Origin of the sequence: Waddlia chondrophila WSU 86-1044 (genome assembly GCF_000092785.1) — a bacterium.
GTDB lineage: Bacteria > Chlamydiota > Chlamydiia > Chlamydiales > Waddliaceae > Waddlia > Waddlia chondrophila.
The window spans coordinates 524,609-537,400 of the sequence record NC_014225.1 but is presented as its reverse complement, the minus strand read 5'-3'; the positions used below and the strand labels follow the sequence as shown (position 1 = coordinate 537,400).

At 41.2% G+C, this 12,792-nt stretch carries 13 protein-coding genes; 8 read left to right on the top strand and 5 right to left on the bottom strand.

Annotated features, from left to right (window positions below; genetic code table 11):
• The first annotated feature begins 1 nt into the window (after position 1).
• Genes WCW_RS02345 through cyoE form a run of 4 tightly spaced genes read left to right on the top strand, consistent with a single transcriptional unit; the run spans position 2 to position 3,800 of the window.
• A complete protein-coding gene (locus tag WCW_RS02345; protein WP_041941479.1) occupies positions 2-1,969 on the top strand; it encodes a cbb3-type cytochrome c oxidase subunit I in 1,968 nt (655 codons plus the stop codon).
• A complete protein-coding gene (gene cyoC, locus WCW_RS02340; RefSeq protein WP_013181585.1) occupies positions 1,966-2,595 on the top strand; it encodes a cytochrome o ubiquinol oxidase subunit III in 630 nt (209 codons plus the stop codon). Before WCW_RS02345 ends, cyoC begins: the two co-directional genes overlap by 4 nt.
• A gap of 1 nt (position 2,596) precedes the next feature.
• Entirely contained in the window at positions 2,597-2,962 is a 366-nt protein-coding gene (gene cyoD / locus WCW_RS02335; RefSeq protein WP_013181584.1) for a cytochrome o ubiquinol oxidase subunit IV, read from the top strand.
• On the top strand, positions 2,955-3,800 hold the full coding sequence (gene cyoE, locus WCW_RS02330) for a heme o synthase (protein WP_013181583.1): 846 nt from the start codon (positions 2,955-2,957) through the stop codon (positions 3,798-3,800). The genes cyoD and cyoE overlap by 8 nt, the downstream gene beginning before the upstream one ends.
• Before the next feature lie 13 nt (positions 3,801-3,813).
• Here cyoE and WCW_RS02325 read toward each other — a convergent pair whose 3' ends face one another.
• Positions 3,814-4,074 carry a hypothetical protein gene (locus WCW_RS02325; protein WP_013181582.1) on the bottom strand — a complete coding sequence of 87 codons (261 nt, stop codon included), beginning with the start codon at positions 4,072-4,074 and terminating at the stop codon, positions 3,814-3,816.
• A gap of 18 nt (positions 4,075-4,092) precedes the next feature.
• Entirely contained in the window at positions 4,093-5,343 is a 1,251-nt protein-coding gene (locus WCW_RS02320; RefSeq protein ID WP_013181580.1) for an IS256-like element ISWch2 family transposase, read from the bottom strand.
• A gap of 219 nt (positions 5,344-5,562) precedes the next feature.
• Here WCW_RS02320 and WCW_RS02315 point away from each other — a divergent pair, with 219 nt between their 5' ends.
• Complete coding sequence (locus WCW_RS02315; protein WP_063124733.1) at positions 5,563-6,216, top strand: hypothetical protein; 654 nt, start codon at positions 5,563-5,565, stop codon at positions 6,214-6,216.
• 301 nt (positions 6,217-6,517) lie between these two features.
• Here WCW_RS02315 and WCW_RS02310 read toward each other — a convergent pair whose 3' ends face one another.
• The 3 genes from WCW_RS02310 to ric form a co-directional block, all read right to left on the bottom strand.
• Positions 6,518-7,216 carry a DUF1003 domain-containing protein gene (locus WCW_RS02310; protein WP_013181579.1) on the bottom strand — a complete coding sequence of 233 codons (699 nt, stop codon included), beginning with the start codon at positions 7,214-7,216 and terminating at the stop codon, positions 6,518-6,520.
• A 67-nt stretch (positions 7,217-7,283) separates the two neighbouring features.
• Positions 7,284-9,575 (bottom strand): nitric-oxide reductase large subunit, encoded by a 2,292-nt coding sequence (locus WCW_RS02305; RefSeq protein WP_013181578.1) that lies wholly within the window; start codon positions 9,573-9,575, stop codon positions 7,284-7,286.
• A gap of 35 nt (positions 9,576-9,610) precedes the next feature.
• Positions 9,611-10,297, bottom strand: a complete 687-nt coding sequence (ric, locus tag WCW_RS02300) for an iron-sulfur cluster repair di-iron protein (protein WP_013181577.1) — start codon at positions 10,295-10,297, stop codon at positions 9,611-9,613.
• A 109-nt stretch (positions 10,298-10,406) separates the two neighbouring features.
• On the opposite strand from ric, the gene WCW_RS02295 reads away from it, so the two are divergent.
• From WCW_RS02295 to WCW_RS02285, 3 genes are all read left to right on the top strand, one after another.
• On the top strand, positions 10,407-10,841 hold the full coding sequence (locus tag WCW_RS02295; RefSeq protein ID WP_013181576.1) for an RrF2 family transcriptional regulator: 435 nt from the start codon (positions 10,407-10,409) through the stop codon (positions 10,839-10,841).
• The gene (locus tag WCW_RS02290) at positions 10,822-11,295 is read left to right on the top strand and encodes a hypothetical protein (RefSeq protein ID WP_041941478.1); all 474 of its coding nucleotides are present in this window, start codon (positions 10,822-10,824) and stop codon (positions 11,293-11,295) included. Before WCW_RS02295 ends, WCW_RS02290 begins: the two co-directional genes overlap by 20 nt.
• Before the next feature lie 230 nt (positions 11,296-11,525).
• Positions 11,526-12,701, top strand: coding sequence for an ISAs1 family transposase (locus WCW_RS02285; protein ID WP_013181114.1), 1,176 nt, complete (start codon positions 11,526-11,528; stop codon positions 12,699-12,701).
• Positions 12,702-12,792 lie beyond the last annotated feature (91 nt).

The window sequence follows — 12,792 nt, the reverse complement described above, 5'->3', positions numbered from 1 at the left end:
GATGTTTGGAAATCTCACTCTAGAAGCGTTTCAGCACGACTTTGTCCAGAATATGGCGGTACTAGGCGGTGTTGTGAACGGCATTTTACTGATTGCGCTAATCACATACCTCAAACGTTGGAAGTGGCTATGGAACGAATGGATCACAACTGTCGATCACAAGAAGATCGGCATGATGTACATTGTTGTCGTTCTGATCATGTTTTTAAAAGGATTTGCTGATGCGATGATGATGCGGATTCAACAGGCGACGGCAACAGGAGCTGCAAACCCCTTTCTGACTTCCGAGCATTTTCAGGAAGTGTTTTCCGCCCACGGCGCAACAATGATCTTTTTTGTCGCTATGGGGTTTATGTTCGGAATCATGAACCTGATCATTCCTCTACAAATCGGCGCACGCGACTTAGCCTTTCCCTTTTTAAACGCCGTGAGCTTTTGGTTATTCGCTGCAGGAGGAATGCTCATTCTGATCTCTTTGGGAATTGGCCATTTTTCAGTGTCCGGCTGGCTTGCCTATCCCCCTCTTTCTGAAGTTGCATATAGTCCAAATGAAGGGGTGGACTACTGGGCCTGGTCGGTACAGATTTCAGGGATAGGATCGACCTTTTCAGGGATTAACTTTCTCGTTACGATCTTAAAGATGCGCTGCCCCGGGATGACACTGATGAAAATGCCCATTTTTGTTTGGAGCAGCTTATGTGCCATGGTCCTTGTGATCTTCGCGTTTCCCATCCTGACAGCAACAGTCGGATTATTGATGCTGGACCGCTATTTAGGGATGCATTTCTTCACCGCCAGCGGCGGGGGAAATCCTATGCTCTATTTTAATCTCATTTGGGCTTGGGGGCACCCGGAAGTCTATATCCTGATTCTCCCTGCGTTTGGAATTTTCTCCGAGGTGGTTCCCACCTTCTCTGAAAAACGCCTTTTTGGCTATACCTCAATGGTGTGGGCAATGGTCCTCATTGCTTTTTTGTCATTTCTCGTCTGGCTCCACCACTTCTTTACAATGGGAGCAAGTCCAAGCGTTAATACCTTCTTTAGCGTGATGACGATGCTAGTGGCCATTCCTACAGGAGTGAAAATTTTCAACTGGCTTTTCACCAAATATCGGGGAAAAGTGCACTTCACCTCGCCAATGCTTTGGTTTTTCTCCTTTGTTCTTAACTTCAGCATCGCAGGAATGACAGGAATTTTACTGGCCGCTCCACCTGTGGACTTTCAAGTACACAACAGCCTTTTTCTGATCGCCCACTTTCACGGCATGGTGATCGGCGGCGTGCTCTTCGGATTTTTTGCCGGCTTCACCTACTGGTTTCCAAAATACACAGGATTTTTTATTAGCGAACGACTCAATAGATGGGCCTTTTTCTGCTGGTTCGCCGGCTTCCTTTTAGCGTTTATGCCTCTGTACATGCTCGGCTTTATGGGAGCGACTAGACGTCTGGATCACTACGATCCCTCTACCGGATGGCAGCCGTTATTCGTCATTGCTGCTATGGGAGGGGTGATTATTTTCATCGGTGCTCTGATCCAATTCGTTGGGCTATTCTGGAGCATCTACAAGCGGAAAGACAACATGGATACCACTGGAGGAAACCCTTGGAACGGCAGAACTCTGGAGTGGGCAACCCACTCTCCTCCCCCTATCTATAACTTTGCCGTCATTCCAACGATCAACCAGCGGGATCCGTTATGGGCTGAAAAGCCGGCAACAGAAGAGAAGCCGGAGTACGAAGATATCCATCTTCCCGCCAACACTCCTATCAGCTTCTACATAGGAGCATTAAGCATGGTGCTGGGATTTGCCATGACTTGGCAGATCTACTGGCTGGGAGTCTTGAGCTTCGCAGGTATCCTCGGACTGATCATTGCCCGGCTGTCCAGCAAAGACGAGCATTTTACGATCTCAGCCGAAGAAGTGAAAAAAATCGAAGAATCTTACAGTAAAAGGCAGCAAATCGCATGACCGACTCATTAATCGTTCACCATACTCCCGAACCAAATCCGAATACCAGCGTCCCCGATCCTCATCAAGACTATTTCTCCATGAGGTTCATTGGATTTTGGGTTTACCTGATGACTGACTGCATCCTTTTTGCCACGCTGTTCATCACCCACGCCGTTTTGCAAGCTAACACCTTTGGAGGCCCTTCGAGCAAAGACCTCTTCGATTTGCGCCTTGCTTTCGGCGAGACCTTTGTCCTGCTGATCAGCAGCGTAACCTGCGGCCTTGCCGTTCTTGCCGCCGTCCATCAACGCTTGCGCACATCGATTGCCTTTTTAGGAGCCACCATTGCCTTAGGTCTTTCGTTCTTAACCATGGAGATTTCGGAATTCCATCACTTTATTTCAGAGGGCCACAGCTGGACCGTCAGCGCATTTCTCTCCTCTTTCTTTGCTTTGGTCGGCACTCACGGACTGCACATCACGTTTGGCCTGATTTGGGCAAGTGCCATGATCTGTCAGCTGTTTTACTATGGGTTGACAATCGACACATTCCGCCGCCTAGTCTTGTTCAGTTTGTTTTGGCATTTTCTTGATTTGATTTGGATCTTCATCTTTACTTTTGTCTATCTAATAGGAGTGATTTAACATGAGCACAAGAGTTAGCCTCAATGAGGAAAAAAAGCTTTGGCACGGCACTTACCTCTCCTATGGAATCGGTTTTTTCGTTTCCTTGGTCTTTACTTCCATTTCATTTCTCCTTGTCGCCTATGATGCATTTCCTCCGGTATCGCTTATCTACACGATCGCGACCCTTGCCTTCTTGCAAGCTGTCGTTCAACTCATCTTTTTCCTGCACTTAGGACAAGAGGGAAAGCCGCACTGGGAAACATTTATTTTTTTCTTTATGCTTTTAATTTTACTGATCATTGTTGTCGGATCACTTTGGGTCATGAACGACCTGAACGAAAGAATGATGCCGAAGCATAATATGACGGCTGCCCACCATGATTAATTATTATTTACTCATCAAGCCTGGAGTTATCCTAGGCAATCTCATCACTTTTGCTGCGGGCTTTGTCCTCGCTTCTAAAGGGAGCTTTGATCTAAAGCTTTTTTTAACCACACTGATTGGCCTTGCAATGGTGATCGCCTCTGCCTGCGTTTTTAATAACTACATCAACCGTGATGCCGATCGAAAAATGAGCCGTACAAAAGAGCGCGCCCTGGTGACAGGAGCTGTCAGCTGCTCTTCCGCATTGATTTACGGAACCGTTTTAGGATTTGTCGGCAATAGTATTTTATATCTCTACTCCAATGCTTTAACAGTACTAGTTGCCGATACAGGGTTTTTCGTCTACGTGTGCATTTATAGCTTTATCAAAGCTCGAACACCTTTGAGCACTCTTATCGGAAGCATTTCCGGAGCCATTCCTCCTCTGGTTGGGTACTGCGCAGTCAGCAACCGCTTGGATATGGCCGCTCTTTTACTCTTTTTAATCTTATTTTTTTGGCAAATGCCTCACTTTTTTGCCATCGGTATTTGGCGATGGAGTGACTACTCCAAAGCGAATCTGCCAATTATGCCGGTTGCCAAAGGGATCCAACGCACAAAAATACATATGATTGCCTACATTCTTTTGTTAATCCCTGTTTTGTTTCTTCTAACAGCCCTGGGATATACAGGCAGTCTATTTTTTGCCGTCACCGGTTCTCTAGGAATTCTCTGGCTTGTTCTTTGCTTGTTGGGTTTTTATGCAAAAAATGATACGCGTTGGGGCAAGCAGATGTTCCGCGTTTCATTGATCATGATCAATGCGATCTGCTTCCTGATCTATTTTGACCAGACATGACGGCACATCCTTCCTATACACGAGTTTCTCGAATACCTACAGGCTCTGATATTTCAGAGACAGACTCGCCAGATTTCCTGGTAATCGCTTTTTTTGTCCAATCCTTTACCTTTGGCCTGACATCTAGAATATAAGCCCTGTCTGCCTGATCGAGAAAACGAGCCTTATATGGAGAATCCATTCCTACAGGAAGCGTTGAAACAATCACCTTATCTACTTTGACGCAATGATGTGAGATATTTTCAAATGTTGTGTTTGGAATCCTTAAGCGCACCCTGTTTTAAAAATTTTTCTAAGCTATTTTTTCTTTATCCATTACCTCTTCACCATTTTTAAAAATCACTCCCCTGATCACTTTTTCAATCATTTCACAGCCCTTAAGCTTTCTCCATTTCTTTTCAGCTGATGTGGCTAGTTTGAATACCATGGTCAATGTGGCAGTAACTGAACCACAACCCTTGGTCTGCCTTGTCCGATGCCTAATTGTTGCAAAAGTGGACTCGATTGGATTGGTTGTCCTGATGTGCTGCCAATGGATTGCAGGGAAGTTGTAGAAGGTAAACAGCTGCGCCTTATCTTTTTCAAGACAAGCGCAGGCTTTGGGGTATTTGTCTCGATATGTTTTTAAAAATGTTTCAAATGCAGCCAACCCATCTTCTTTGGTTGGAGCCAGATAGATTTCATGGATGGCCTTTTTCGCATTTACCTGCACGCTTTTAGGCATCTTATCAAGCACATTGGCCGTCTTATGCACCCAACACCGCTGCTGCTTTGTCTTCGGGAATACTTCTTCTATCGCAGACCAAAATCCAAGCGCCCCGTCTCCTATAGCAAGCTCAGGTGGAGTGCATAACCCGCGCCGCTTTAAATTTTCTAAAACCTCCGTCCAGGAAATCTTGCTCTCTCTATAACCATTGTGGATCGCTATAAGCTCTTTTTTTCCATTGGGCAAAGCGCCGAGAATGACAAGAAAACAGATGCGGTCATCTTCAAGACGAACATTGAAATAGATCCCATCTACCCAGATGTAAGCGTAGTGCTTTCCTTCAAGAGAGCGCTTGTTCCAGTCTTTGTATTCCTGCTCCCAAGATTGTTTTAAACGAGTGATGTTAGCTGCGGATAATCCTTTCGCATCCTTGCCCATTATCGCTTCAAGAGCCTCCTGGAAATTATTCGTAGATATTCCTCTGAGATAAAGAGCTGGAATCACTGCCTCTAGAGACGGCGTTCTCCTCAAATATTTTGGAAGAATTGCGCTTGAGTACTTTGTAAAGCCGTTCTTATCGCGTACTCGAGGTTGTTTCACAGCTATTGGCCCAATTCCTGTTTGCACTTCTCTTTCAGGCAGGTAACCGTTGCGCACAAATTGTTTTCTTCCTTCGGAGTTCGTTCTGCTACTCATCGATTCAAGGTATTCATTGACTTCATTTTCAACAGCCTGTTGAAGCAGAAAGCGAGCTCCCTCCCTCAAAGTTTGTTCCAGAAAACTCTTCATTTCACTTGTTGCGTGAAATTTATCCAAAAAAATGACATCATCTTTCATGAGCGTATCTCCTATAAAATTTATTTTTTGTTTCAAAATTTCATAGGGTACGCTCTTTTTATCTCAAACACAACTTTTGATCATATCTCTTTGTATTACAGATGCCTGAAACAACTGGTTCGTTTCGCTAAACGATTTAATATCGAACTTCGTCAGAGTTATGTGTTTTTATCCAAAAAGACTTTAAGGCGAGTTTCCCAGTATGTTCACTCTAGAAAAATGAAATTGGCCAAGCGTGAAACGAAGCGTTTGAAGACGTATTTTGGCAGAGTACTTAGAGAAATAGAACGCCATGTAGAGAAAGACTCTGAGCTAAAAAGAATGACTTCGGAGTGGTTATCAATTTTAAGAGGTATCTTCGAACAAAAGCGGACAGATTCTCCAAAGATTTACAGTGTACATGAGCCTCAGGTGGAGTGTATTTCAAAAGGAAAAGCTCATAAGAAATATGAATTTGGATGCAAGGTCTCTATCGTTACTACACATAACCAGGGTTTTGTTTTAAGCTCAGAAGCTCTGCATGGCAATCCTTTTGACGGACACACATTAAAGCAAGCGATCGTAGATGCGGAAGCTTGTAGTCAAAAGGAAATCCGTCGTTTGTTCGTCGATAAGGGGTATCGAGGACATAAGGTGAAAGGGAAAGAAGTTTTTATTTCAGGTAAAAGGAAGTTGACCCTACACTTCAAAAAAATGCTGAGAAGGTGTCAGGCGATTGAGCCGACGATAGGCCATATGAAAAGCGATGGCAAGCTCAACAGAAATTATTTGAAAGGAAGGGTGGGTGACTGTCTAAACGCTATTTTATGCGGAATTGGTCACAACATACGGCTGATTCTCAATCACTTTGATAGAAAGATGCAGCTGGTATAAAACACATTATCTCCAGGAAACAAGCCTCGAGTCAGAATTCTTGCTACCTCCAAATATCAGATTTTTCCAAAAAACTCGGAAAATTTTGATGATTTTACAAATCCACAGATCTTGATACAGAAAATAATCCCTATGGCGAGAGATACATTCAGATATTTAATCGAAAACCTCAAGAAATTCAGGGTTTTTCAAGGCGGACTAAGTAACCTACCATCTTTCACCTCCTTTTTTATAACAAAGATACCATTCCAAAGTTTTTATTTAATGAATTTTTTATCAAGATTTAGTAAAGACAGGGCAACTATCTACCCAAATTTTCCAAAATTTCCAAAATTTCCTCTTGTATTTGGGAAATTTCGTTCAACTTCTGCCAACTGTGCCTCATGAACATATCCAAACGCGCATTTAATTGCCGAATCTGAAGCTCAGACTTTAGATTAATTTGATAATCGTTTTCTTGAGTAAGCCGGTCTTTAGCCGTTTGCCTATTTTGGCTCATCATGATAATAGGAGCCTGAATAGTTGTCAAGCAGGAAAGAAAAAAATTTAATAAAATATAGGGATAGGGATCTAAGGCTTTTTCGAAGAAAAATTGATAGGAGTTAATCGCCATCCAACTAAGCAAGACAAAACCAAAGATAAAAATAAACGTCCAACTTCCCCCAAATGAGGCCACTTTATCGGCAATCCTTCCCCCTAATGTCCTAGTTGCATCAAATTCCTCGTTAATGTTTTCCGATAAGATATCGTGTTGTTCCAAGCTAGATAAAACCTCCTTTTCCAACTTGGAAAGCTCTCCTCTTTCTTGAGTAAGGATCTCCTCATAATAGGAGGCGTGGATTTTACGCAAATCGGGAAAGCAAATATACCCTTTGCGATCCATCTCAGGACACTTCTTCTTTGCCGCTTCAAATGTATTGTCGCGTATTAAAACTGCCGGATACAGATCTCTTAAAAAAAATGGTTTTTTGCAAATTTCACAATGCTGTTTTTTATACATCTTACAAATAGATCCTTATTTCTTCTTTCCGATCGCCTCGCAAAGCGATCGGAAACGGTTTAGAATATCATGCAGCTACCTTCTGCTTTGAAAACCCACAAGACAAAAATGCGCGCAAAATTGCAATAACAGTGGGAACAACCCCAACAAAGATAAAAATTAAATCACCAGCCATGCGCATCCATTCCAAGGTATAAAAATAGCCGGACATCAAGAAAGTTAACTCTCTTGCGTGCCAATAACCGTTCTGCATCGCATCCCAAAGCTGAAGGACTCCGGCAGGGAAAAGATCCAGAACAACCATCAATCCCATGCCGCCATTGAGACCCCAAAATCCGATTTTTATCAAAGTTTTGTTATATTTCCAAACCTCTTCATCTTGCATAGCCCGCATGCAAAACATCGTTGCTCCAAGGGCAAGCATTCCAAAAACACCAAACATGGCAGCATGGCCATGATTAGGTGTCAAGTTAGTTCCCACCTCGAAATAGGAAATGACCGGAAGATTGATTAAGAAACCAAACATTCCAGCTCCCACAAAATTCCACACTCCTACCGCGATGAGAAAATAAACTGTCCATAACTGTTTTTCAGCCATATAATGCCCGCATTTCTCACATTTAGAATGAGTCACGCGAATAAAATGCCTTGCTTCCATTGTAAGGAGAGTTAAAGGCACAACCTCCATCGCAGAAAAACAAGCTGACAACGCCATGTTAAGGTTCGTCTGGCCTGTAAAATACCAGTGGTGCCCTGTCCCCACAACTCCACCTAGGAGATAAAGGATCACGTCCAAATAAATAATGCGAAGTGCGGTAATCGCTCTGATGATTCCCATCTGCAAAGCAATAATTGCAACAAGAACAGTAGCAAACACCTCAAAAAATCCTTCAACCCAAAGATGAATAATCCAAAACCGCCAATTATCGATCAGAGTGAAATGCGTTTCATGGTTATAAAACACCGCAGGAACATAAAAAATCGGAATCGTTGAAGATGCTAAAAAGAACAAAATCGAAAGCTCTCTTCTACGCGGTAATCGAAATGCCGGTTTTAATGCTCCAAAAAGCAGGTATAACCAAAAAGAGAAACCTACAATTAGCAGATACTGCCAAAAGCGGCCTAGATCTAAATATTCGGATCCCTGATTTCCAAACCAGAACCACCAATCGCCTGTAAAAAAATCTCGACTGCTTAAAAACTCGCCAAAAAGACTTCCCACGACAACAATTAAAAGAGCTCCGAAAAGAAGATTGACACCCAGCGCTTGGTTGCGAGGCTCATGTTCACTAAGAAGAGGTGCAATAAACAATCCTGCAGCCACCCATGCTGTCGCAATCCAAAAAATCGCCAACTGCAAATGCCAGGTACGCAAAAGATTGTAAGGGAGAAAATCTGCAATAGGAAATCCATAAAATGTCGGTTCTACCCGATAATGGGCCAAAAGCCCTCCTATCAAGCTTTGAAAAAGAAACAAGAAAATAGCAATAACGAAAAATTTACCGGTAGCTCTTTGACTCGCGGTCAGAGTTGGCAAAGTCAAGTATGTCTCACAAATATGCTGTTGTTTAGACTTTTCTCCCCACCCAAAACCAAATTTGCTAACAATGAAGAGAACAAGCCCTGTCACCCCAATAATAAAAAGCAAACTGATTGCGCTCCAGAGATAGGCGTCGGCACTTGGATAGTTTCCTGCAACTGGGTCGTAAGGAAAATTGTTCGTATAGGTAAAGTCCTCTCCAGGACGATTAGCTGCAGATGCCCAGGATGCCCAGGCAAAAAACGAAGAAAGATCGGAAAGTTCTTCTGGATCTGAAATATAGCCCTTCGGCAATCCTTGAGCTTTTTCTGAAGCAAAATAATTTTTCCAAACATTTATGCTATGTTCATATGATTTAGCTTCTACTTCGGTAAACAGCAAAGAGTCTGACTCACTGTCATAGCGGTTTTCCTTTAAAATTTTAGGAATTTCCCTTAAAACCGATCCCCTCTCAAACGAATCTAGCTGGTCGAACGGTTTTTGATAAATTTTATCAGCCAAATACTCTTGCATAAATAACGTTTGCTCGTGCAAATGGGAGGCGCTATAGTCTGGTCCTAGGTAAGCCCCATGCCCCCATAAAGTTCCGTGTTCCATTAAATTTTTTTTGAGAAATACCCCTTGCCCACGGATCACTTGATCTCCTGTAAAAATCACTTGTCCGCTAGAGTCAACCACTTGTTTTGGAATAGGAGGCGTATTATCATAAGCAACCTTTGTTACAGCTCCTAAGATTGTAAAGCCAATAACCAAAACAAGGAGGCTGATATATCTCCACCAAGGGGAAATCTTTTCATTCTTTTCAAGATCAAACGACATTTTAAAACTCCATTTTTCGTCTGTACATTTTTTGTTCAAAGCATAGCTTTTGCGCGAGGAAATAAAATCTGATTTTCCTTATGGATATGTTCATGTAAATTTCGTTCCAAGCGTTCCAAGCTGTTGAGCATAACAATATGGGACATGCATGCATCAGAAGGCGGAGTGTAACCATTTGTCAATTCTTTCATTTTTTCCAATGCTTCTCCTGCCTCTAAGTGATCCTCGTCTAAAGAGCTTAAATATTTTTTTATCTCTTCTTTATGAGAATCTTTATTGACTTCAAGATTCATCACAAGGGGAAAAACGAGCTGTTCTTCTTCATCTATATGCTTTAAAAGAGAGCCCTTCATATTTTCAAAAATATTTTGAAGATCGGAAATATAGGCATATCTCTGTCCATGTTTAATCTTTATTTTCTTGAGCAATTGACTGATTCTTGGCAGCTCTTGCCTTAGATAGAGATGGTATTTATCTATGATACTCTCGATCATTTCCTTCATAGACATTTGACTCCAATTGATGCCTCCATCGGAGGTTTGTATTTCCTTTAGATGATCCAACACTTCGTTGATGTTGAGTTTTTTCTCATCGCAAGCCTCTTTCAACGTTCTATCGCCTTTGCAGCAGTAATCTAATCCAAACTTTTCAAAAACATTTGCGTATTCGGGTTTTTTCTCTACCAAACTTCCAATTTTTGCATTTTCATTTAGGAAATTCATCACACTTCTCCTTTTTATAACGTATGAACAAAAGATATCTGGACAAATTTATCCATTGGTATATAATTTAGCTTTTCATCATAGATAAAGGCAACGGAAAAATAAAATCATGTTATCAAGTACTTCGGAATATGCCTTGCGCATCATGGTAATTTTAGCTCATCAAAAAGAGAATTCATTTCTAAAAGGGAAAGAACTTGCTAAAGAAACAAAAGTCTCAGAGGCTTACTCTGCGAAAATTTTGCAATTATTGAATAGAGCGGGTTTAGTTCAAGCTCAAAAAGGATTGGGAGGAGGATATCTTTTAAGCAGGTCTGCAGATGAGATTTCTTTATTCGACATCATCAATGCAGTTGATCCGTTTACAAGATTTGATGAATGCCCTCTTGGCATTGCTGAGCACAAGACATTATGTCCTCTTCATAGAAAATTAGACAACGTATACGCCGATTTTCAAAAAATTTTCAAAGATTGCTCGTTAAGTACTTTTTCAAAAAATCGTGAACAACCTGTTTTATGTACACATGGAAAGAAAAAATCGTAAAGAAATTTCATATTCTTTCATACTGATTCCAACTTTTCTTTGGATTGGTTTTGTCTGTTCGATCAGCTTTATGGAAGCCTGGTTAAAATTTCGAGCACCTAACGTTTCATTATCTATAGGGTTAGGAATTGGAAAACTTATTTTTTCGGCCTTAAATATCGTGGAATGGTTTTTTTTAATTACAACATTAATGTTGATATTGTTTAATAAAAAAATACTGAAATTTAGAAAAACAAAAATATTAATTATTCCAATTTTAATTCTTCTTTCACAAACATTTTTTCTACTTCCATTATTAAACGAAAGAACTGACATTATTTCTCAAGGAATGATCGCTCCAAAATCTTCTATTCATGTTTTTTACATTTTAGTTGAATTCATAAAGGTGATTTCTTTGTTTATTTTTGGATTAAGAATCATTTATGATTCGGCATATGAAATTTCTTCCAATTGATCAATATCTGTTCCAGAAATCAGGGACAAATTTTGGTTTATTTTTTCAATAGGCCAATTCCACCATGAAATTTTCAATAAACGCTCAATAATTTTGCCATCGAATCGCATCTTGACAACCTTAGCAGGGTTGCCTGCCACAATCAGGGCGTTTTCATAGTCAAAACTTGATAAAATAGTTTCTATCCGCTTTTCTTTGTAGCTGAATTACCAAAGTTCAGAGGTTCAGCTATGTCAAAAAGAAAACCGAGGCAGATTGATTATTCCCTTGAGGAGTTAGAAGAGTTTCAAGAATCGATTTTTCAAGCGTTTGCAGATGTGCAAGATCCCCGTGTTTTGACTGGAGCTATACGACACAAATTGATCGACATTCTTTTCATTACGTTGTGTGCAGTTCTTTGCGGTGCCGACAAAATTAAAGAGGTTGCAGTCTATGCAGAGGAGCGAGAAACATGGTTGACAAATGTACTTAAACTTGAAAATGGGGTACCACACTACAGCACATTTTGGTGGACTTTCGTTATGCTCGATCCCACCGAATTTCATAATGGGTTTTCAAAATGGATTTCCACACTGGTAAGGCAAGATGACAATCAAGTATATGCGATCGATGGAAAGGCTTTGAGAGGTACTGCAATCAAGGGTCGACCAAATTCTTTTATTCACACAGTCAGCCTCTGGGCATGTGGTCAACAACTTACGTTAGGGCAGGTAAAAGTAAAAGACAAATCCAATGAAATCACAGCGATCCCAAAATTATTGGAAATGATCGACATAACTGGCGCAACGATAACGATTGACGCAATGGGAACCCAAACTGCGATTGCAGCACAGATCATTGAAGATGGTGGCGAATATATTCTGGCATTGAAGGGAAATCAGTCATCTCTTCATGACGAGGTATCGAATTATTTTATTCAAGCGCAGCAAGTAGAGTTTGAAGGCGTTGATCATCAATCATATCACATGATAGAGGAAGGGCACGGAAGATTAGAAAAACGTTCATTTTTTGTGACGGAAGATATCGATTGGCTGCCGGATTATGATCGATGGAAGAAGTTAAAAACGATTATTCTCCTGAAGACAGAACGAACGATAGATAGTGTCACTTCCACGGAGCTACGGATGTATATTTCAAGTCTGCCAGCCGATGCACGTCGTATTGCATATGCGATCCGATCGCACTGGGGAATAGAAAGTTGTCACTGGATTCTTGACATAGCATTTAGGGAAGATACATTGAGGGCACGAATCGGACATATAGCTGAAAATCTATCTTTCATACGCAAGATGGCGCTTATTTTGCTGAAGCAGGAAAAGCAAACAAAAGGGGGGATAGAACTCAAACGAAAGAAAGCGAGCTGGAATCCTGACTATCTTCTGAAACTAATGAATGTCAAATTTTAACTATGAAAATGCCCTGGCGTTATACGGAAATAAACCCAAAAATTGGTTTTTGACGTCGTTGTCAACTTTTAATTTTGAGTTTGTTTCCGTA

Bases quoted from the DNA above. Each gene is read 5' to 3' on its own strand.
- WCW_RS02345 (WP_041941479.1), top strand. From the start codon at position 2: ATGTTTGGAAATCTCACTCTAGAAGCGTTTCAGCACGACTTTGTCCAG.
- cyoC (WP_013181585.1), top strand. From the start codon at position 1,966: ATGACCGACTCATTAATCGTTCACCATACTCCCGAACCAAATCCGAAT.
- cyoD (WP_013181584.1), top strand. From the start codon at position 2,597: ATGAGCACAAGAGTTAGCCTCAATGAGGAAAAAAAGCTTTGGCACGGC.
- cyoE (WP_013181583.1), top strand. From the start codon at position 2,955: ATGATTAATTATTATTTACTCATCAAGCCTGGAGTTATCCTAGGCAAT.
- WCW_RS02320 (WP_013181580.1), bottom strand. From the start codon at position 5,343: ATGAAAGATGATGTCATTTTTTTGGATAAATTTCACGCAACAAGTGAA.
- WCW_RS02315 (WP_063124733.1), top strand. From the start codon at position 5,563: ATGAAATTGGCCAAGCGTGAAACGAAGCGTTTGAAGACGTATTTTGGC.
- WCW_RS02310 (WP_013181579.1), bottom strand. From the start codon at position 7,216: ATGTATAAAAAACAGCATTGTGAAATTTGCAAAAAACCATTTTTTTTA.
- WCW_RS02305 (WP_013181578.1), bottom strand. From the start codon at position 9,575: ATGTCGTTTGATCTTGAAAAGAATGAAAAGATTTCCCCTTGGTGGAGA.
- ric (WP_013181577.1), bottom strand. From the start codon at position 10,297: ATGAATTTCCTAAATGAAAATGCAAAAATTGGAAGTTTGGTAGAGAAA.
- WCW_RS02295 (WP_013181576.1), top strand. From the start codon at position 10,407: ATGTTATCAAGTACTTCGGAATATGCCTTGCGCATCATGGTAATTTTA.
- WCW_RS02290 (WP_041941478.1), top strand. From the start codon at position 10,822: ATGGAAAGAAAAAATCGTAAAGAAATTTCATATTCTTTCATACTGATT.
- WCW_RS02285 (WP_013181114.1), top strand. From the start codon at position 11,526: ATGTCAAAAAGAAAACCGAGGCAGATTGATTATTCCCTTGAGGAGTTA.